The sequence below is a fragment of the Sporosarcina ureae genome (assembly GCF_002109325.1).
Classification (GTDB): Bacteria; Bacillota; Bacilli; order Bacillales_A; family Planococcaceae; genus Sporosarcina; species Sporosarcina ureae_C.
In genome coordinates this window covers 3,350,431-3,370,049 of the sequence record NZ_CP015348.1, presented here as the reverse complement: position 1 = coordinate 3,370,049, position 19,619 = coordinate 3,350,431, and the positions used below count along the sequence as shown (strand labels likewise).

Sequence of the window (19,619 nt, the reverse complement as noted above, 5' to 3'; positions counted from 1 at the left end):
CCCCTGTCTCATCCTATGAAAAGACAGGGGGTGGCATGATTACCGTTTTGATTTTGGTGGACCTAAAATTTCAGCATAGACAATCCCTTGCATGATTTGCTGGGGTGTTCTAGGGATCAAGTCTTCCTGCAAGATTGGTTCATCTTCCTGCATGATAATTTGATCTTTAAGCCTGCCTCTGCCCATTTGACGCTCTGGACGTGGTGTTGAAGCCGGCTTAACCGGTTTCTTTGGCTCCGCATAAAAGATTTCAGACTGGGGCGCCTGTGACTTTACAGGGCGCTCAGGTTCTTTAACCTCTTGCTGAATATCCTGAAATTCTTTTTGAATATCTTCAAAGAGACTTCTGGATAATTCCTTCAGCGAACGCGGCTTCTCTACTGGAGCAGCATTCGTACGCTGAGGTTCTCTTTGTTTCATTTCACTTTGTGTCGGTTGGGCAGGCCATTGCTGGCTGGGCGGACGTTTCGGTTGTTGTTTTGGCTGATTCTGTTGATCTTTATCTTTCTTCTTACCGAATAACGATCCCAGCGCCAACATGATACCCAAAATAATCAGTTGTTCCATTATGCATCCCCTTCCCGGGAATTCATCTTGTTATTATTGATCTTTCTTTGGTTGTTGATCCGAACCTGTTTTGCTGATTGAATCCCGCATGCTTGTATCTGCTTGGATATTTTTGTAATTCATATAATCCATAATTCCAATATTTCCTGAACGTAAAGCTTCAGCCATAGCTAAAGGTACTTCAGCTTCTGCACCCACAACTTTCGAGCGCATCTCCTGAGTTTTTGCCTTCATCTCTTGCTCATTAGCAACAGCCATTGCGCGACGTTCTTCCGCTTTTGCCTGTGCAATGTTCTTATCTGCCATTGCTTGTTCAGTCTGAAGTTCCGCACCGATGTTTTTACCGATATCCACGTCAGCAATATCAATCGAAAGAATTTCAAAAGCTGTACCTGAGTCCAATCCTTTTTTCAGAACTGTTTGGGAAATCAAATCTGGATTTTCTAGTACTTTCGCGTGACTGATCGAAGAACCGATTGTTGATACGATACCTTCACCAACACGGGCAACAACTGTTTCTTCACCCGCACCACCGACGAGACGGTCGATGTTTGCACGAACTGTAATACGCGCTTTTGCTTTTACTTCGATACCGTTCATCGCAACACCTGCGATAAATGGTGTTTCGATCACTTTCGGGTTAACGGACATTTGAACCGCTTCTAATACGTCACGTCCCGCTAAGTCGATTGCTTGTGCTCTTTCGAACGACAACTCGATATTCGCACGTTGCGCAGCGATTAACGCATTGACAACGCGGTCTACGTTACCACCAGCTAAGTAATGACTTTCCAGCTGGTTGATTGACACTGTCAGACCCGCTTTATGTGCTTTGATCAACGGATTAACTACTCTGCTTGGAATTACTCGGCGTAAACGCATACCGATTAATGTGAAGATACTTACACGAACGCCTGCCGCAATAGCGGAAATCCAGAGCGTTACTGGAACGAATGTAAAGAATATCGCCAGTACGATGATGATAATAAAGACCGCTGCTACCAGTCCGATTGTTCCTAGTCCCATCATAAGCCTTGTTCCTCCTCTTTCTTCTCTCTTACTACAATTCTAAAGCCTTCTACCGCTACAATTACGACTTCTTTACCACTTGCGATGTAACGACCTTCTGATACTACATCGATGCGTTCACCATCTACTTCAGCGACGCCAGATGGATAAAGTGGAGTAATCGTTGTTGCTACCTTCTGCAATAACTCATTACGATTTTTATTGGAAACGTAACCGCTTTCCGTATCCATCGTATCCATTAAAATGATTTTATTCAATAGATGGAGTTTTTTACCGAAGAATTTCATAATAACCACCGCTCCTATCAATGCTACGGCTATCGCAATTAGCACCGAAACTGCCATGAATGCCAAGTTTGTGCCTGCCAGTAAAATACTTCCTATGATAGCCAAGACCCCGAAGATACCAGCTATCCCTCCTGCAACAAAAAATTCGGCAATAATAAGTGCTACGCCGAGCACGAACAATAACAATGTCTCATAACCTGCTAGACCTGCTACTGTGTGTCCGTAGAAGAATAAGAATAGAGCTGTAAGCCCCATGCTCCCCGGCACACCAAAGCCTGGTGAATATAATTCTACAATCAGTCCGAGACTCGCAACGGAAAGTAAAATCGGTACAACGACTGGGTTGGTGATGAATCGAGCCATTTTCTCTGTAAACGTTTCCGCTGTAGAGATGACTTGCGCATCTTCCAAGTCCAGCTTCTTCAGTAACTCGTCAAATGAAGCTACTGTCCCTTCACTGTACCCTACCTTTTCAGCTTCGTCAGCAGTGAGTGTCAGAAGTTCGCCTTTTTGTGCACGTAAGTCCGGCAGATCAATTTCAGGATTTGCCATCGCCAATGCATATTGCGGATCACGGCCATTGTGCTTCGCGGCATTTTTCATTTGTGCCAACCAGTAACTATTGGCTTTCGTCTCTGCCGCATTTCCAGAACCGTCAATGACTTGTGCAGCCCCGATGGAACCGTTTGGCGTCATGTAGATTTCATCTGCATAGAGTGCAAGAAACGCACCTGCGGATAGCGCGCGATCGTTGATGAACGCAACGATTTTGACATCGTCAGTTGTTTTCATCAGCTTTGCGATTTGATCGGCAGCATCTACAAAGCCTCCAGGAGTGTCTATATCCAGCACAATCGTCTCTGCACCTTCTGCCTTAGCTTCTTTAAATGAACGCTGTAGGAAGGCATGCAGCCCCTTTTCTACTTCTTGATGAAGGGGTACTTGATATACTTTTGTTTCAGCTGCGTCTGAGTGTATAAAAGGCAATGCGATTGTACCGATGAATAAAATGAGCAGAAAAACGGACCTAATCATTTTAGACATTATGTTCTCACCTCTCTCTACTGCCTATTATACTTACTATTTACGTTTGAAGAAGCATTTGGTTTCATTTAATTGCAATTAAATAAAAGTTTTTCTTTCGTTGCGTCATGGCTTGTTAGTATATGGATTATATATGGACATTCATGAGCATAATTATTGAAGTTGTGTTGAAAGTTATGAAAGTTGGGAGGTGAATTAGTGTTTGTGAGGGGATGGAAGCTCCAGTTGGGGGACGCTTTCCCATGGGCCCGCGGTGAGCCAGCGGGAAGAGCCGTAACGAAGAACGGCTTTTGCGAGTAAAAGCGAAGCGTTAGGAGCACATCTTTGCACTAGGGGTGTGGTTCACCGCTCCCCCATAAGACAAACGTCTCCTCCGAAGCGTAAATCCCTACCCCAACACTCTTAAACCTTCACCATCTACGTCCTATATACTAATTCTCACCTAAGCACTAGTTCTCTATACTAGCCTTCTTTAAATACTTTATTCAGAACTACTTTGAAATTCCAGACAATAAAATAAACCGAAGATCCAGTGAAGGATCTTCGGTTTATAAGAAATTACATTAGTAGTTATTGTCAAAATTCAATGTAGGCAGAAATTAGAACTTGCGCTTACGAGCAGCTTCTGATTTCTTTTTACGTTTCACACTTGGCTTATCATAGAATTCGCGCTTTCTACTTTCTTGCATTGTACCACTCTTGGATACGGTCTTTTTGAAGCGGCGAAGAGCGTCTTCAAGTGATTCATTTTTGCGAACGACTGTTTTAGTCATATCTCTTGTCCCTCCCTCCAAACACACACTTCGAACATAGCACTTTGCTATGTACTAGAAAATTATAACGCATATTTTCTGATTGGTCAATAAAAACTATTAGAATATCATGAAAAAATCCAGATTTTTTTCTAGATAATCAATAGTCAGCAGATGATGACAGACCTTGCACGATGGAAACACCTGAACTTGCCCCGATGCGCGTGGCACCTGATTTGATCATGCGATCCACGTCTTCTGCGCTACGTACCCCACCACTTGCTTTTACCCCAATTGCCGGCCCCACAACAGAACGCATCAATTTTACGTCTTCAGGTGTCGCACCGCCAGTTGAGAATCCAGTGGATGTTTTGACGAAATCTGCTCCTGCGAGTACAGCAAGTTCACAAGCTGAACGCTTTTGAATATCATCCAGCAATGATGTTTCGATGATCACTTTTACAAGTGCTTGATCTTTTGCTACTTCTACAACCGCTTCAATATCTTTTTGCACCTGTTCAAGTAACCCACTTTGAAGCGCACCGATATTGATGACCATATCTACTTCTGTTGCACCGTTTGCAATCGCGTCTTTTGTCTCGAAAGCTTTTACTTCAGGCGTGTTTGCACCTAGCGGGAAACCGATGACCGTACACACTTTTACTTCTGTACCTTGTAAAGCTTCTGCAGCGGTCTTAACCCACGTCGGATTAATGCACACCGAAGCAAATGAATATTTTTTCGCCTCTTCACATAAATCCAGTATTTGCTGTTTCGTCGCTTCTGCCTTTAACAACGTATGATCAATATAAGCGGCATAATTTGTAGTCAATGAAAGCGCTCCTTTTGCACATCGTTTTTTTCAGTATATCAAAGCTTTCAATTCGTTGCACGAAAAAGACCACCCATTACAGGTGATCTTTTTACATCGATATTTTTTCTTCTGTAAGGACACGTACAGGTTGACCTTCATTGTAAGGATAGCCGGCTTTCGTGATTTTCACTTTAATGATTTTTCCAATCATCGTTTCATCTGCTGGCATCACTACTTTTAAGTAATTATCTGTATAGCCTACGTATAGATTGTCGTCACTATCTAGTTTATAGCGCTCTTCAGGAATGACTTCTAGCACTTCGCCTTCAAAACGAGCGGCATAATTTTTCGCTAATTGGTCGTTCAATGTAATTAAGCGATGAACGCGCTCATTTTTCACATTCTCGTCTACCTGATCTTCCATACGTGCAGCAGGCGTGCCTGTTCTCTTCGAATAAGGGAACACGTGGAGTTCAGAAAACTTATGGTCGCGAATAAAGTTATACGTTTCCATAAATTCTTCTTCCGTCTCACCTGGGAAACCTACGATGACGTCTGAAGTAATTGCAAGGTCAGGCAGTGCTTCATTCAGACGCTTTAAACGATCCGAGAAGAATGCCATCGTATATTTACGACGCATGCGTTTCAGTACAGTATCCGAACCCGATTGAATTGGGATATGCAAGTGACGTACGACAATGTTGGAATTACGCAACACATCGATGACTTCATCTGTTAATTGGCTCGCTTCAATCGAACTAATACGAAGACGTTTCAATCCTTTTACCTGCGTTTCCAAATCACGTAACAGACGAGCTAAATTATAGTCTTTTAAATCTTCACCGTAACCGCCTGTGTGAATACCTGTTAACACAATTTCGAGGTAACCCGCGTCGACAAGTTGCTGCGCTTGGCGGATAACTTCTTCCGGATCACGTGAGCGCATTAATCCCCTAGCCCACGGAATGATACAGAACGTACAGAAGTTATTACACCCTTCCTGAATTTTCAATGAAGCCCGCGTACGGTCTGTAAACGAAGGCACATCAAGTTCTTCATAGACTCGGTTTTTCATAATATTTCGTACCGCGTTGATCGGCTGGCGCTCTTCACGGAACTGTTCGATCAATCCAAGCAATTTAGAACGATCTTGTGTACCTACGACAATATCCACACCGGGAATTGCCATAATTTCTGCCGGAGATGTTTGGGCGTAACAACCTGTTACACAAATGACTGCGTCCGGATTTTTCCGGATAGCGCGACGAATTACTTGTCGGCTCTTCTTATCACCGGTGTTTGTAACGGTACATGTATTAATAACATAGACATCAGAATTCTTATCAAACTCTACTCTTTCATAACCTGCTTCTTGAAACAATTGCCAAATAGCTTCTGTTTCGTAGTGATTCACTTTGCAGCCTAGTGTATGAAAAGCAACTGAAGACATAAGTTGTTCACTTCTTTCATTCAAATTCATAAGACATAGCGGACAATACATACAAAGGAGCTGTTTCCGTACGCAGGATTCTAGGTCCAAGCGACACCGGAAGGAAGCCGGCTTGTTGCAGTAAATCGGCTTCTTCACGCGCCAATCCGCCTTCCGGACCAAAAACAACTACTATCGATTGTCCATGATACACGTTTTTGAGACGGTCCGCAATCTTATGCGGCACATCACTTTTCGCATCTTCTTCATCCGCAAACATTTTGACATCAAAAGAATCCGTATACGTGATCAGTTGCTTAATGCTTTGGACAGATAAAATCTCTGGCACATGATTACGATGACATTGCTCAGCAGCTTCCTTGGCAATTTTTTGTAAACGATCTATGCGCTTGTCAACTTTTTTTGCGTCCCATTTAACGATAGATCGGCTCGCAGCAAAAGGAATCAACTGACTCATACCGAGCTCGGTGCTCTTTTGTGTAATTAAGTCGAGCTTATCGCCTTTAGGTAAACCGCAGGCAATCGTTACGGAAATCGGCAACTCATTGTCTTTGTCTAGTTGTTTCTTTTGAGAAACGATCACCGCATCTTCACTCATGCTATCTATGATGGCAATAGAAGCAACGCCATCATAAACCGTCACTACTTCCTGACCTGGCGTCATACGCATGACTTTGACGATATGCTTATAATCATCTCCGCTAATCTCAACTCGACCTTGTTCATCAAATGGATGATTTAGAAAATAGCGTTGCACGATTATTCACTACCTTTGCGCGCGATGATGACTACCCAGTCTTCCATGAGAACCGTTTCCAAAATCTCAAAACCTTGTGCGATTAGATCATTACGCACTTCATCGCGTTTGGCTCCAATGATCCCCGACGTGATGAATAAGCCACCTGGTTTGACAAGTTGATAGGCATCTTGAGAAAACGACATGATAACGTCCGCTAAAATATTCGCAATAATCAAGTCCGGTGCCTCTTCGATAGAATCGAGAAGATTGCCTTTCAAGACCGTAATGCGATCATCCACATGGTTATACGTAACATTTTCTTCTGCAGCGCGAACAGCTACTTCATCTAGGTCAAGTGCTGTAATGTGTTTGGCACCAAGTAAAGCAGCACCAATCGCAAGCACGCCCGAACCAGTTCCTACATCGACAATTGTCTGGTTAGGTTCAAGATACTTTTCGAGAGCTTGCAAACAAAGGACCGTAGTAGGGTGTGTACCTGTTCCAAAAGCCATACCGGGATCTAGTTCAATGATCAATTCATCCGATTCCACCGGGGTATACTCTTCCCATGTAGGGACAATCGTGAATCGCTTCGATATTTTCACAGGATGGAAGTATTGTTTCCATGAGTTGGCCCAATCTTCTTCATCTACTTCTGTAATGCCAATAGTAAAGCGACCAGGATTTAATGAAAACTGACGAAGGCCTTCTATTTCCAGTTCAAGGTTTTCAACTGTTTCGTTGATGAAACTAGTGACAGGCAAATACGCTTTGATGATGACTCCTTCGTTAGGAAAATCATCTTTATCTAGTGCATATATTTCGCCAAATTGATCCACTCGCTCTTTATCAAATTCTTCAGAGTCCTCAATGACAACTCCGCTCGCTCCTGCTTCATGCAAGATATTTGCGACTGCCTCAGTTGCTTCATGCGTCGTGTGGACGGAAACTTCAGACCATTTCACAGCTAGTCATCCTTTCATTCACCTTTAAAAGTGCGTTTAATTTTATCGAAGAATGAGCTGGAATACTCATCTGGTGATTCCCCTTCGATTGATGCGAACTCACGCAATAATTCTTTTTGTCGCTCTGTCATCTTTTTCGGTGTTGTTACTTTGATGATGACATGTTGATCGCCTGTACCGTGACCGTGTACGTTCGGAACTCCTTTGCCTCGAAGGCGGAAAGTCGTACCGTTTTGTGTACCAGCCGGAATTTTCAACTTTACTTTGCCGTGTACTGTTTGAACTTCGAGCTCGTCTCCGAGTGATGCTTGTGGGAACGTCAAGTTCAATTCCAGGATAATATCATCTTCTTCACGAATGAAACGTTTATGTGGACGTACATTAAAGACGATATATAAGTCTCCAGGAGGTCCTCCATTTATACCCGCTTCACCTTGACCGCCTACACGCAGACGTTGGCCTTGGTCTACACCAGCAGGAATGGTTACTTTAATGACTTTGTTTTTCGTTACGCGGCCTTTACCTCGGCATGTTTCACATTTTTCAGGAATGATTTTACCTGTTCCCTGACATGTAGGACATGTTCTGCGATTGACCACTTGACCGAATGGCGTGTTTTGAGCAAATGAAATCTCGCCCGATCCATTACATTCCGTACATGTTTTGACGCTTGTGCCTTTTTTAGCACCTGTACCGTCACATGTATCACATTCTTCTTCACGTGGAATATCAATTTCAGTTTCTTTACCAAAAATAGCGTCCATGAAGTCGACTGTCATCGTATATTGCAAGTCATTACCTTTTTGTGGGGCATTTGGATCTCTTCTTCTTGCACTACCGCCGAAGAACGTGCTGAAAATATCTTCGAAACCGAAGCCATCTCCACCACCGCCACCGAATCCACCAAATCCGGCACCTGGTCCATTATGTCCGAATTGATCGTATTCGGCTCTCTTATTCTCGTCGCTTAATACTTCAAATGCTTCTGTTACCTCTTTGAATTTCAATTCTGCATCCGCTTCTTTGTTCAAGTCCGGATGGAACTTTTTAGAAAGTGTACGATATGCTTTGCGGATTTCTTCTTTCGTTGCAGATTTAGAAACGCCTAGCACATCATAGTAATCTCGTTTACTCATTCATTGCACCCCTCATCGCATTTTACCTGTTGTCCATTGTAACACGTTGATATCGAATTTTGTTAAGTTAACAAACGAAAAAGTCAAAGCCGGAATTTCGGACTTTGACTTTTCCGTCAATAGCTATTTCGAATTACTTATTTAGTGTCTTTGTCGTCTTCTACTTCTTCGAAATCTGCGTCCACTACACCATCATCTTCTTGGCCTGGTTGTGCATCACCTTGTGCAGCTTGTGCTTCTGCAGCAGCTTGCTCATATAGTTTTACAGATAGAGCTTGTACTAATTCGTCAAGTTTTTCTTTCTTCGTACGAATTTCTTCAAGATCTCCAGATTCATTAGCAGCTTTCAATTCTTCCAATGCCGCTTCAGCTTCTTTCACTTCTGCTTCATCCACTTTACCTTCTAGGTCTTTAAGTGTCTTTTCAGCCATGAATACTAACTGATCTGCTTCGTTGCGAAGTTCCGCTTCTTCTTTACGCTTCTTATCATCTTCAGCGTGAGCTTCTGCGTCTTTAACCATTTGATCGATCTCTTCATCAGAAAGGCCTGAACTAGACTGGATCGTGATGTTTTGTTCTTTTTGTGTACCCATATCTTTCGCTTTAACATTTACAATACCGTTTTTGTCGATATCGAATGTTACTTCGATTTGTGGAACGCCACGTGGTGCTGGTGGAATATCCGTCAATTGGAAACGACCTAATGTTTTATTGTCAGTCGCCATCGGACGCTCACCTTGCAATACGTGGATATCTACTGCTGGCTGGTTGTCTGCCGCTGTAGAGAACACTTGTGATTTGCTTGTAGGGATTGTCGTGTTGCGGTCGATTAGCTTAGTGAAAACAGAGCCCATCGTTTCGATACCTAGTGATAGAGGCGTTACGTCAAGAAGTACTACGTCTTTAACGTCTCCAGTAAGGATAGAGCCTTGAACTGCTGCACCCATTGCTACTACTTCATCAGGGTTTACGCCTTTGAATGGCTCTTTACCTGTTACTTTTTTGATTGCTTCTTGTACTGCTGGAATACGTGTAGATCCACCAACTAAGATTACGCGATCGATTTCAGCTGCTGAAAGATCTGCGTCTTTAAGCGCTTGGCGAGTCGGGATCATAGAACGTTCTACTAGGTCCGCTGTCAACTCATCGAATTTACCGCGAGTTAAAGTGATTTCCATGTGTAGAGGTCCTGCTTCTCCAGCTGTAATGAACGGAAGAGAGATTGAAGTAGATGTTACACCTGACAAATCCTTCTTCGCTTTTTCAGCTGCATCTTTCAGACGTTGCATAGCCATTTTATCTTTAGAAAGATCAATGGAGTTTTCTTTACGGAATTCTTGTACTAAGTAATCCATAATAATATCATCGAAGTCGTCTCCACCAAGTTTATTGTCACCTGCTGTTGAACGTACTTGGAATACTCCGTCACCTAGTTCAAGGATAGATACGTCAAACGTACCGCCACCTAGGTCATATACTAGAATTGTTTGATCTTCTTCTGTCTTATCCAAACCGTAAGCAAGTGCAGCTGCTGTTGGCTCGTTGATGATACGCTCTACTTCAAGACCCGCAATTGTACCAGCATCTTTTGTTGCTTGACGCTGTGCATCGTTAAAGTACGCAGGCACTGTAACAACAGCCTTCGTTACTTTTTCGCCCAAGTATTCTTCAGCGTAGCCTTTCATGTATTGAAGGATCATAGCTGAAACTTCTTGTGGAGAATATTCTTTGCCGTCTACTTCTACTTTAAAGTCCGTACCCATATGTCTTTTAACAGACATAATTGTGTTCGGGTTTGTGATCGATTGACGTTTAGCTACTTCCCCAACTTGTCTTTCGCCGTTTTTGAATGCGACAACGGATGGTGACGTTCTGTTACCTTCAGGATTCGGAATTACTTTCGCTTCTCCGCCTTCATATACTGCTACTACTGAGTTTGTTGTTCCTAAGTCAATACCAATAATTTTACTCATTTTTGATTTTCCTCCTATAATGTGAAAAAATTAGTTTTTTTATTCGTTTACTTTAACCATGGATGGTCGAAGTACACGCTCTTTAAGTTTATATCCTTTTTGCAGTTCTTCCAAAACAATTCCAGAATCTTTCTCTTCTTCATTGCCTGTCATCACTGCCTGATGGAAGTTTGGATCGAATTCTTGATCAAGTGCTTCAATTTCTTCGAGTCCGTCAGATTTTAACGCTTCTACTAATGAACGATAGACCATTTCCATCCCTGTTAAGAGGGCCTTCGTCTCTTCTTCTTTTGCTTCAACCGCAAGTGCACGTTCGAAGTTATCCAGTACAGGCAAAATATTCACCATTACATTTTGTGCACGGTATGTTTGCAACGTTTGATAGTCGAGTGCAGCTCGTCTTTTGACGTTTTCCATATCCGCCAATACGCGTAATTTCTTACCCTCTTCTTCTTCAAGAGCTTTCGTTAATTCATCTATTTTTTTCTCAAGTTCTTGTTCTGTAGTGAGTACTTCCACGACTTCTTCAACCTCTGGCTGATCTGACGCTTCAGTAAGCTCTTGCTCATCTTCGGAAAGATTTTCATCTAGATGCTCTTCAAACTTTTCGTTTTCTTTCACGTGTCTTGCCTCCCGTTCCCGTCTTGCCCGATGGTTAACCGATGTAGTGCAGAAGATAGATCACTGCTAAGTATGTCTAGCAATGTAATGACTCTTCCGTAATCCATCCGCTTCGGACCGATAATTGCGATGGAACCTTCCATATTCTCTCCTGCCGAGTATGTGGAAGTAATCACGCTGTAGTCTTCCATTTCAATCACGTTGTTTTCTGAACCGATACGAACTTGTATACCTTGCTCGTTATTTTTGAAAAGCCCCATGGCAGGATTGCCTTTCTCTATCAATTCAAAAAATGATTGCATCTTTTGGAAATCGTGAAATTCCGGTTGTTTCCACATATTCAATTTCCCGCCGAAATACAATTGCTCTTCAGGCTCCACTGCCATTGCTTGCTGCAGCGAGCTGAATAGTTGCTCAGCTTGGTGAATATGCTGTTCAAATACATGTTTCGCCTCGAGCTGCAATTTTTTCTGCAACTGCACAAGCGATGTGCCGATTAGGCGTTCATTTAAAATATTTACCGTCTTCTCAATTTCCGAAGCAGTGAGGCCAGGTGGTACATCGAAAATCCGATTTTCCACATGTCCATTATCTGTTACGATAATTGCCACTGCTCGCTGTTGATCAAGTGGAACTATAGAGAATTTCTTGACGGCATGCGTAGAAGTATCAGGTCCAAGTAGAATGGACGTATAATTCGTCAAGTCCGATAAAATCGTTGCGGACTTCCGTATCAATTCCTCAGACTCTCCGACTTTTTCCTGAAACACTGTACGCAACTGCAAGCTGTCTTCAAGACCTAGGGCTTGTGGCTGTAATAAATGATCCACAAAGAACCTATAGCCTTTTTCTGAAGGCACTCTTCCAGATGATGTGTGAGTCTTTTCTAGATAACCCATATCTTCCAGATCCGCCATGTCATTCCGAATGGTTGCCGAACTAAATGGCGCTTCCGGTTTCTTTGACAGTTGTCTGGAACCAACAGGTTGAGCAGACTCAATAAAATCTTTCACTGTCAATTGTAGTATGAGCAATTGTCTGTTTGTCAACATGATCATCACTCCTGTTAGCACTCATTAACTGCGAGTGCTAATACTACTTTATAATTTATCAAATTCTATTTTATATGTCAACGAATCAAACTCAATCGCCTAATAAAAATTCTTGAAACACTGTATTCCCTAGAAAAACACCTTTTCGTGTCAGGCGTAGAAGATCACCATCGATGTGAAGCAGCCCTTGTTGTTGCAGTTTTTCAATCGGTTTACCGAATACTTCTTTGATCGGTCGGTTGAATTTCTTCTGGAATTCCTGCATAGAAACTCCTTCAACTATTCGCAAACCAAGGAACATTTCTTCTTCCATTGATTCTGCCAGTGTCACTTCATGAACGTCCTTGCGAGGTAACTTGCCTTCTTCTAAGTGGTCGATATAGTGCATTAACGGACCTACGTTTGAATAGCGTTCTTTGCCGAGATAGCCGTGAGCACCTGCACCAATACCTGCATATTGGGAGTTTTCCCAATAAATCAAGTTATGAAACGAAGGATATCCAGGTTTTGCGAAGTTGCTGATTTCATATTGTTCCCTGCCTGCTGCATTCATGCGTTCAATGACCATCTCAAACATTTCAGCTTCGACATCTTCTCCAGGCAACGGTAATTTCCCTTTAACCATTCGATTGTAAAATACCGTTTTTGGTTCAACAATTAATGAATAGGCGGAGTAATGCGGCAAATCAAGCGCCAATGCCCGATCGAGCGTCTCTTCCCATTCGCTTACAGTCTGCGTCGGTAAGCTGTACATTAAATCGATACTGATATTCTCGAAACCGACACTCCGTGCAGCCGCAATGACACGTTCCACGTCTTCGTTGGAATGCGTGCGTCCGATTTGCTTCAGTAATCGTTCATTGAAAGTTTGAACGCCGATTGATAAACGATTGACACCTTTTTCTTTCAAAATAGATAGTTGTCCTTCTGACAGGTCGTCAGGATTTGCTTCGGTTGTGAATTCTTTTAACGTTGTCACATCTATGTACTGTGAAACAATCGTCAGTAACCGGTCAAGTTGTTCGACGCTAAGCGCTGTTGGCGTGCCACCACCTAAGAATACCGTTTCCACTTCTTCAAATGAATGGCCGGCTTCTTTCATATAATAAAACTCTTTACCAATCGCTTCGATATATCGATCGACCGGCTGGTTTTTCAAAAACACTTTATTAAAATCACAGTAATGACAAATTTGCTGGCAAAACGGTATATGGATATACACTCCCCGCATGCTGTCACATCCTTTATATGAGTATGTAAACGGCAAAAAGAGGGCGATTTGCCCCCTTTTTGCTGAGTTCAATTAATCTTCATCCATCTTCAAAACAGCCATGAACGCTTCTTGTGGAACTTCCACCGAGCCGACTTGTTTCATTTTTTTCTTACCTTCTTTTTGCTTATCAAGCAATTTACGTTTACGGGAGATATCTCCACCGTAACATTTTGCTAAAACGTTTTTACCCATTGATTTAATAGTAGAACGCGCAACGATTTTTTGACCAATCGCTGCTTGAACAGGAACTTCGAACTGTTGTCTTGGAATTAATGACTTCAGTTTTTCAACGATTGCTTTTCCGCGCTCGTAGCTGAAGTCATTGTGCACAATAAAGCTCAGTGCATCGACATTTTCACCGTTCAACAGAATATCCATCTTCACGAGTTTCGAACGCTTATAGCCAATTAATTCATAATCCAAAGAAGCATAGCCTTTTGTGCTGGATTTCAATTGGTCAAAGAAATCATAGACAATTTCCGCCAATGGCAGTTCATAGATGATATTGACACGTGTGCTGTCCATATAATCCATTGTAATGAAATCTCCACGCTTACGTTGACATAGTTCCATAACAGCACCTACATAATCATTTGGCACCATGACAGACGCTTTAACATATGGTTCTTCTACGAAATCTACTTTTTGTGCAGAAGGCATCATCGATGGATTATCCACATTCATCGTTGAACCATCTGTTAAGTTTACTTTATATATAACACTTGGCGCTGTTGTGATCAAATCGATATTGAATTCACGTTCGATCCGTTCCTGAATAATTTCCATGTGCAATAGGCCGAGGAACCCACAGCGGTAACCGAATCCTAGTGCTTGGGATGTCTCTGGCTCATATTCAAGTGCAGAGTCATTCAGTTCTAGCTTTTCAAGCGCTTCACGCAAATCGTTGTATTTAGACGTATCGATTGGGTACAATCCGCAGAACACCATCGGATTCATACGACGATATCCTGGTAATGCTTCATCTGCAGGGTCATTGGCAAGTGTAATGGTATCTCCGACTTGTGTATCCCCTACCGTTTTAATAGAAGCAGACAAGAAACCTACGTCCCCTACAGTCAATTCATCGCGAGGAGAAATTGTCGGAGTAAAGACTCCTGTTTCAAGCACTTCAAATTCTTTACCTGTAGCCATCATACGAATTTTATCGCCTGGCTTTACTTTCCCTTGAACAATACGGATATTGACGATAACGCCTTTATACTGATCGTAATGGGAGTCGAAAATCAACGCTTTTAATGGCGCTTCAGGATCTCCTTCAGGTGCTGGCACTTTTTCTACGATTTGCTCCAGAATTTCTTCAATGCCAATTCCAGCTTTTGCTGAAGCTAAAACCGCTTCTGAAGCATCCAATCCGATAACTTCTTCAATTTCTTTTTTTACACGTTCCGGATCAGCTGCCGGTAAATCGATTTTATTAATGACAGGTAAGATTTCCAAATCATTATCTAGCGCCAAGTAGACGTTCGCCAATGTTTGGGCTTCGATACCTTGTGCAGCGTCTACAACCAAAATAGCGCCTTCACAAGCTGCCAAACTTCTCGATACTTCATATGTGAAATCGACGTGTCCTGGTGTGTCGATCAAGTGAAACGTGTAGTCTTCACCATTCTTTGCCGTATATACCAATTGAACGGCATTCAATTTAATGGTAATCCCGCGTTCACGTTCCAGGTCCATCGAATCCAATGATTGCGATTTCATATTACGTGTTTTCACTATTTCCGTTTTTTCTAAAATCCTATCAGCCAGCGTGGACTTTCCATGGTCGATATGGGCGATGATAGAAAAATTTCGGATGTTTTTTTGACGTGCTGCTCTCTGCTCTTGATTCATCACTGTTCACTCCTACATGTACGTACCTATTTAAGCTACTTGAATTATAGCAGTGAACGGTTCAGACTTCAATATTTGAAAGATTATTGCACGATCATCATAGCGGAAATAGATTCACCAACGACAGATATCGTTTGATTGATTTCCATTTCAGTATTACCTACTCCACCCATTTCGATCAAAATGATGCTTGTATTTAAATCTTGATTGTATTTACCATCTACTCCACGGCCACCTTTGATGATAATCTCTCGCGTGATACCCGGCACTATTTTTTCCATTTCACTTTTCAATTGCTTCGCTTTGGCCAAGTTCCGTTCGTAATACGGGTGGTCTCTTCCAATGACAAATGCCACTTTTGCATAGCGTTGACCAGCGTGCGTTATGGTCGTTTTAGAAGGACCGAGCGAATCCCTGTGCATGTCGATGACTAAATCATAAGATTGTTCGTTAACCTTCTTTTCCACATACGGCCTGATCGCAGCATACGAGCGATGATACGGTATCTTCTTTTGTTGCATAATTTTCACAATATCGATATCGAGCTGTTCTGCCCCAAGGCCATGTGATATTAAATTCTCTTTTAGCCGCGCGCCCACTTTTATTATATTCTCCGAATGATGAGACACTGCAACTTTACCATCCGCTGCTTTCGTAATCGGTTCATACGCTTCATGTGAATGAGTCGAATAAATTAAAACATTACCTTTCACTTTAGGACGAATATCCTCTTCCAATACATTGGATGCGTAAACTATTGTGCTTGGTTCCTTTAACGAGAGGGCAGTGGGGATGGTCGGCTGTTTAGGAATGTACTGCAGTACGACAGGGAAGATGAACAATACAAAAATAACGCTCATCCAGATTTGCAAAGTTTTTTTCATAGTAATCCCTCCATCTTCCACAATATGCAGAAGAAAAAAGGTCAATGACTAGTTCACGTATTTACTTTATGAATCCAACTAATTAATGAAGAAGACAATGCCGTGGCGTAGTTCGCTACCCACGAATCAATTTCTTTTGGCGATATAAATGTCGACAACTCCTGATTGGTCAGTACTTCTTCAAATAATTTAATTCGTTCTTCATGCGTCCATGATGACCAATCACCGAATATAGGTCCAAGCGCTGTGCGATCTGCATCTTTTGTGATGCGTTGAGGATAACGACCCGTTGAGAGTTTAGACGAAGGCATACTATCCTCTTCAATTTTCGTTGCGATATAGCCAAACATCGTGTCAATCGCATCCGCCACGAGTACAGGGCCGTCCACTACTGTCGGCACGCCTATCGCAATGACGGGGATGCCGAGACTTTTTTCTGATAACTCTTTGCGGCTGTTCCCTACACCTGAGCCCGGATGAATACCCGTATCTGTTAGCTGAATCGTACGGCAAAGCCTTGCGCTACTTCTCGCAGCAAGAGCATCGACGACGAGTAACAGATCCGGCTTACTTTGATCGACGATTGCTTTTACGAAGGACGCAGTTTCTAAACCCGTCTGAATCGTTACCCCCGGTGCATAAACCATCACACCACTTTCATCTGCTTCGTAATAATCAGGTATCACTTCTTTCACATAATCCATAACAGCGGGCCCAACAGCATCAGGCGTAATTTCTCGGTTACCGAGACCGACACATAACACTTTCTTTACGTCTCCCGGTATTTTTTCTTTAATTAAGGTGTCCATTTTTTCGACCACAAGTTCACATAATGTTTGAATCTCATCGATTTCGTGAACAGCAAGTGTCGGAATCGTCAGCGTAATATATGTACCTTTCGCTTTCCCGATTTCTTCCTCACCTTCTGCTGTCACTTTTACCGTAGTTGCTTTAATTCGACCAATTGTTTGTTCTTCGACACGTATTCCGGACATTTCCTTCAATTTCTTTTCTTCTTGATCTGTCTGATGCCTGACAAACTCATCACTTTCATCAATTAAATCCGTTCGATAGTAGTTGATTTCGCTCATTTTTTTCACCTCTACTAGCCAGTTTGTGCAATTAATCGGCGATTATTCTGGAATAGATTGCTGTAAAGATGAATCACTTTACTTTTTTTCTTGCAATCTGTCATGAGCTTTGTTAAAATTATGCTTGTTGTAAAGAGATGTCCGGATGATTGTGGAAACACTCTTGCCTTACCTGAAAGCTGGAGGTGAATGAAATGCCAAACATTAAAGGTGCTATCAAACGCGTGAAACAAAGTGCTGCTGCTAACGAAGCAAACTCGCACGTTAAAGCTTCTATGCGTACTGCAATCCGTAAAGCGGATGCGGCTCTTACGAATAAAGAAGAGAACGCTGAAGAACTTTTGAGAAATGCTGTGAAACAATTGGATACTGCTGCCCGTAAAGGTCTTATCCCAAAAAACACTGCTGCTCGTCAAAAATCACGTCTAACTAAAAAAGCTCAATAATGACATGTTAAAAGACTGCCTCCTCGTGACGGCAGTCTTTTTTTGCGTTTTTATAAACCATTCATTAAAAATAATTCTAGTTTACGCTGGCGATTGCCACTCGTAGTTTTCAATTGCAAATCAATCGTCGCCAAATCATCCAACGCCTTCAATAAAACTGGTAAAGGCGGCAGTTTCCGTTGCATCATCAATTTGACGCGATACGGATGGATATGAAGGGTGGTGGCGATCTGTTGTTGCTGATAGCCTTTTTTACGGAGATTTGTCACATGGATCATTAAACGTACTTGGCTTGCGATGAGTGACGCCATCATGATCGGCTCTTCACCATTACGCAATAAATCATGATAGACAGCAAGTGATTCCGCACGTTTGTTATTAACGAATGAATCCGTCAGGCGGAATACATCCATTTCGGGCGTTCTAGCAACCAATTGTTCAATCATATCGACGTCGACTGTGCCACTGAATGCCAAATAACCCGCTAGCTTGTCCACTTCAGTAGAAAGAGTCAGCAAATCAGTTCCTGACATCTCCATGAGGAATTCAGCTGTCTTTTTATCAAACGCAATCCCTTTATCTTTCCCTTGTTGCATGATCCACGTAGATAAGTCTTGTCCTTGCAAAGCCACAGCTTCTACGACAACTGCATGTTTTTTAATTTTCTTCGTAATTTTCTTTCGTGCATCTAATTTTTCATATGGCGCCACAAATACTACCGTTGCGGTAGGCGATGGATTTTCCAGCCACTTTTCCAACAATTCTAATTGATGGTTCTGTTTTTCTTTTGAATTATCGGTTGCTTTCAAAAACGAGCAGTTTTTTGCGACAATTAATTTATGATCGACTAAAAACGGAAATTCATTCGCTACTTCAAGAACTGCCTGGATAGGTATCTCTTCCAAATCAAAGCGATTCACTTCAGATGATGTCATGCCGGGCACTGCCTTGATCAATTTCTTTATCGTTTCATCCAATAAATGTTGCTCAGTACCAGTCAGTAAATAAACTGGTTGCACATCGCCTTTTTCAATTTGACTCCAAATTTTCGTAACCACTTTCTTCACCTCTGTTAACGAGTACTTGCATGTAAAAACCTGTGCTAACTATACATGAAAATCAATTATTTCTCCATACTAGCGAGTAAAGGAGGTTTATTGATGAAAAAATCTAAGCGTCTAGAAGCAAATACTCGTAAAAATTCAAAACCTGAGGAGAAAGAAGAAATCTCTTTGGAATTGGCCGAACTTGGTCACTTGACACCGAAGCAAGAACCGATGACACCAAACCATCGCGAAACAGCAGAAAAGGACAGATACTATTAACTAGAATGGATGAAGCGGAAATGGCCATATGCGTTTCCGCTCTTTTAACTTATAATTCACTTACTCTATGAACAAATTGTGTCAACATACATTGCAACACCTAAAAACGTCGATTTATATGGATTTTTCTTTCACTTTCATCTATACTTAGTATGGAATTAGGAGGTGTAGCAATGAATGAATTTGAACATGATGTCCAATCCAAACGTAATGACGCGATTGATAGTGGCATCGGCTTTATAGTTGCGTTTATCGGTTTTTCGGCAATTTTTGTTGTTGCTACGATCATCGATATCGTCGCTCGCTAATAAACTGTT

General features: G+C 42.1%; 20 protein-coding genes. 3 read left to right on the top strand and 17 right to left on the bottom strand.

What is annotated here, in order from left to right:
- Window positions 1–39: 39 nt before the first annotated feature.
- From SporoP32a_RS16550 to gpr, 16 genes are all read right to left on the bottom strand, one after another.
- The gene (locus SporoP32a_RS16550) at window positions 40–567 is read right to left on the bottom strand and encodes a hypothetical protein (protein ID WP_085428918.1); all 528 of its coding nucleotides are present in this window, start codon (window positions 565–567) and stop codon (window positions 40–42) included.
- Between the two features lie 33 nt (window positions 568–600).
- Complete coding sequence (floA, locus tag SporoP32a_RS16545; protein WP_085429123.1) at window positions 601–1,593, bottom strand: flotillin-like protein FloA; 993 nt, start codon at window positions 1,591–1,593, stop codon at window positions 601–603.
- Window positions 1,593–2,927, bottom strand: a complete 1,335-nt coding sequence (locus tag SporoP32a_RS16540) for an NfeD family protein (protein WP_085428917.1) — start codon at window positions 2,925–2,927, stop codon at window positions 1,593–1,595. The genes floA and SporoP32a_RS16540 overlap by 1 nt, the downstream gene beginning before the upstream one ends.
- Window positions 2,928–3,526: 599 nt before the next feature.
- A complete protein-coding gene (gene rpsU / locus SporoP32a_RS16535) occupies window positions 3,527–3,700 on the bottom strand; it encodes a 30S ribosomal protein S21 (RefSeq protein WP_085428916.1) in 174 nt (57 codons plus the stop codon).
- Window positions 3,701–3,839: 139 nt separating this feature from the next.
- Window positions 3,840–4,511, bottom strand: a complete 672-nt coding sequence (gene deoC, locus SporoP32a_RS16530) for a deoxyribose-phosphate aldolase (RefSeq protein WP_085428915.1) — start codon at window positions 4,509–4,511, stop codon at window positions 3,840–3,842.
- A gap of 91 nt (window positions 4,512–4,602) precedes the next feature.
- Complete coding sequence (gene mtaB, locus SporoP32a_RS16525; protein WP_085428914.1) at window positions 4,603–5,943, bottom strand: tRNA (N(6)-L-threonylcarbamoyladenosine(37)-C(2))-methylthiotransferase MtaB; 1,341 nt, start codon at window positions 5,941–5,943, stop codon at window positions 4,603–4,605.
- 16 nt (window positions 5,944–5,959) lie between these two features.
- Window positions 5,960–6,700, bottom strand: a complete 741-nt coding sequence (locus tag SporoP32a_RS16520) for a 16S rRNA (uracil(1498)-N(3))-methyltransferase (protein ID WP_085428913.1) — start codon at window positions 6,698–6,700, stop codon at window positions 5,960–5,962.
- A 2-nt stretch (window positions 6,701–6,702) separates the two neighbouring features.
- A complete protein-coding gene (prmA, locus tag SporoP32a_RS16515) occupies window positions 6,703–7,647 on the bottom strand; it encodes a 50S ribosomal protein L11 methyltransferase (protein WP_085428912.1) in 945 nt (314 codons plus the stop codon).
- Window positions 7,648–7,661: 14 nt separating this feature from the next.
- Entirely contained in the window at window positions 7,662–8,783 is a 1,122-nt protein-coding gene (gene dnaJ, locus SporoP32a_RS16510; RefSeq protein WP_085428911.1) for a molecular chaperone DnaJ, read from the bottom strand.
- 137 nt (window positions 8,784–8,920) lie between these two features.
- Window positions 8,921–10,756 (bottom strand): molecular chaperone DnaK, encoded by a 1,836-nt coding sequence (gene dnaK, locus SporoP32a_RS16505; RefSeq protein ID WP_085428910.1) that lies wholly within the window; start codon window positions 10,754–10,756, stop codon window positions 8,921–8,923.
- A gap of 39 nt (window positions 10,757–10,795) precedes the next feature.
- Window positions 10,796–11,377 carry a nucleotide exchange factor GrpE gene (gene grpE, locus SporoP32a_RS16500; RefSeq protein ID WP_085428909.1) on the bottom strand — a complete coding sequence of 194 codons (582 nt, stop codon included), beginning with the start codon at window positions 11,375–11,377 and terminating at the stop codon, window positions 10,796–10,798.
- Window positions 11,374–12,429: a heat-inducible transcriptional repressor HrcA gene (gene hrcA, locus SporoP32a_RS16495; protein WP_085428908.1), complete on the bottom strand. Its 1,056-nt coding sequence runs from the start codon at window positions 12,427–12,429 to the stop codon at window positions 11,374–11,376. Before hrcA ends, grpE begins: the two co-directional genes overlap by 4 nt.
- 91 nt (window positions 12,430–12,520) lie before the next feature.
- Window positions 12,521–13,660 carry a radical SAM family heme chaperone HemW gene (hemW, locus tag SporoP32a_RS16490; RefSeq protein WP_085428907.1) on the bottom strand — a complete coding sequence of 380 codons (1,140 nt, stop codon included), beginning with the start codon at window positions 13,658–13,660 and terminating at the stop codon, window positions 12,521–12,523.
- A gap of 72 nt (window positions 13,661–13,732) precedes the next feature.
- Window positions 13,733–15,556 carry a translation elongation factor 4 gene (gene lepA / locus SporoP32a_RS16485; RefSeq protein ID WP_085428906.1) on the bottom strand — a complete coding sequence of 608 codons (1,824 nt, stop codon included), beginning with the start codon at window positions 15,554–15,556 and terminating at the stop codon, window positions 13,733–13,735.
- Window positions 15,557–15,639: 83 nt separating this feature from the next.
- Window positions 15,640–16,440: a stage II sporulation protein P gene (gene spoIIP / locus SporoP32a_RS16480; protein ID WP_232319560.1), complete on the bottom strand. Its 801-nt coding sequence runs from the start codon at window positions 16,438–16,440 to the stop codon at window positions 15,640–15,642.
- Window positions 16,441–16,493: 53 nt separating this feature from the next.
- Window positions 16,494–17,531, bottom strand: a complete 1,038-nt coding sequence (gene gpr, locus SporoP32a_RS16475; protein WP_085428905.1) for a GPR endopeptidase — start codon at window positions 17,529–17,531, stop codon at window positions 16,494–16,496.
- 194 nt (window positions 17,532–17,725) lie between these two features.
- Between gpr and rpsT the strand changes: the two genes are divergently transcribed.
- Window positions 17,726–17,977, top strand: a complete 252-nt coding sequence (gene rpsT, locus SporoP32a_RS16470) for a 30S ribosomal protein S20 (protein WP_085428904.1) — start codon at window positions 17,726–17,728, stop codon at window positions 17,975–17,977.
- 50 nt (window positions 17,978–18,027) lie between these two features.
- Here the strand turns inward: rpsT and holA are convergent, their stop codons facing one another.
- Window positions 18,028–19,044, bottom strand: a complete 1,017-nt coding sequence (gene holA / locus SporoP32a_RS16465) for a DNA polymerase III subunit delta (protein ID WP_232319559.1) — start codon at window positions 19,042–19,044, stop codon at window positions 18,028–18,030.
- 93 nt (window positions 19,045–19,137) lie between these two features.
- Here holA and SporoP32a_RS17125 point away from each other — a divergent pair, with 93 nt between their 5' ends.
- The gene (locus tag SporoP32a_RS17125) at window positions 19,138–19,302 is read left to right on the top strand and encodes a hypothetical protein (RefSeq protein WP_198166188.1); all 165 of its coding nucleotides are present in this window, start codon (window positions 19,138–19,140) and stop codon (window positions 19,300–19,302) included.
- A gap of 173 nt (window positions 19,303–19,475) precedes the next feature.
- Entirely contained in the window at window positions 19,476–19,610 is a 135-nt protein-coding gene (locus tag SporoP32a_RS16460) for a YqzM family protein (RefSeq protein ID WP_085428902.1), read from the top strand.
- The last annotated feature ends 9 nt before the right edge of the window (window positions 19,611–19,619 follow it).

Bases quoted from the DNA above. Each gene is read 5' to 3' on its own strand.
- hemW (WP_085428907.1), bottom strand. From the start codon at position 13,660: ATGCGGGGAGTGTATATCCATATACCGTTTTGCCAGCAAATTTGTCAT.
- spoIIP (WP_232319560.1), bottom strand. From the start codon at position 16,440: ATGAAAAAAACTTTGCAAATCTGGATGAGCGTTATTTTTGTATTGTTC.
- mtaB (WP_085428914.1), bottom strand. From the start codon at position 5,943: ATGTCTTCAGTTGCTTTTCATACACTAGGCTGCAAAGTGAATCACTAC.
- floA (WP_085429123.1), bottom strand. From the start codon at position 1,593: ATGGGACTAGGAACAATCGGACTGGTAGCAGCGGTCTTTATTATCATC.
- dnaJ (WP_085428911.1), bottom strand. From the start codon at position 8,783: ATGAGTAAACGAGATTACTATGATGTGCTAGGCGTTTCTAAATCTGCA.
- rpsT (WP_085428904.1), top strand. From the start codon at position 17,726: ATGCCAAACATTAAAGGTGCTATCAAACGCGTGAAACAAAGTGCTGCT.
- dnaK (WP_085428910.1), bottom strand. From the start codon at position 10,756: ATGAGTAAAATTATTGGTATTGACTTAGGAACAACAAACTCAGTAGTA.
- gpr (WP_085428905.1), bottom strand. From the start codon at position 17,531: ATGAGCGAAATCAACTACTATCGAACGGATTTAATTGATGAAAGTGAT.
- SporoP32a_RS16460 (WP_085428902.1), top strand. From the start codon at position 19,476: ATGAATGAATTTGAACATGATGTCCAATCCAAACGTAATGACGCGATT.
- rpsU (WP_085428916.1), bottom strand. From the start codon at position 3,700: ATGACTAAAACAGTCGTTCGCAAAAATGAATCACTTGAAGACGCTCTT.
- lepA (WP_085428906.1), bottom strand. From the start codon at position 15,556: ATGAATCAAGAGCAGAGAGCAGCACGTCAAAAAAACATCCGAAATTTT.
- SporoP32a_RS16540 (WP_085428917.1), bottom strand. From the start codon at position 2,927: ATGTCTAAAATGATTAGGTCCGTTTTTCTGCTCATTTTATTCATCGGT.
- hrcA (WP_085428908.1), bottom strand. From the start codon at position 12,429: ATGTTGACAAACAGACAATTGCTCATACTACAATTGACAGTGAAAGAT.
- SporoP32a_RS16550 (WP_085428918.1), bottom strand. From the start codon at position 567: ATGGAACAACTGATTATTTTGGGTATCATGTTGGCGCTGGGATCGTTA.
- SporoP32a_RS17125 (WP_198166188.1), top strand. From the start codon at position 19,138: ATGAAAAAATCTAAGCGTCTAGAAGCAAATACTCGTAAAAATTCAAAA.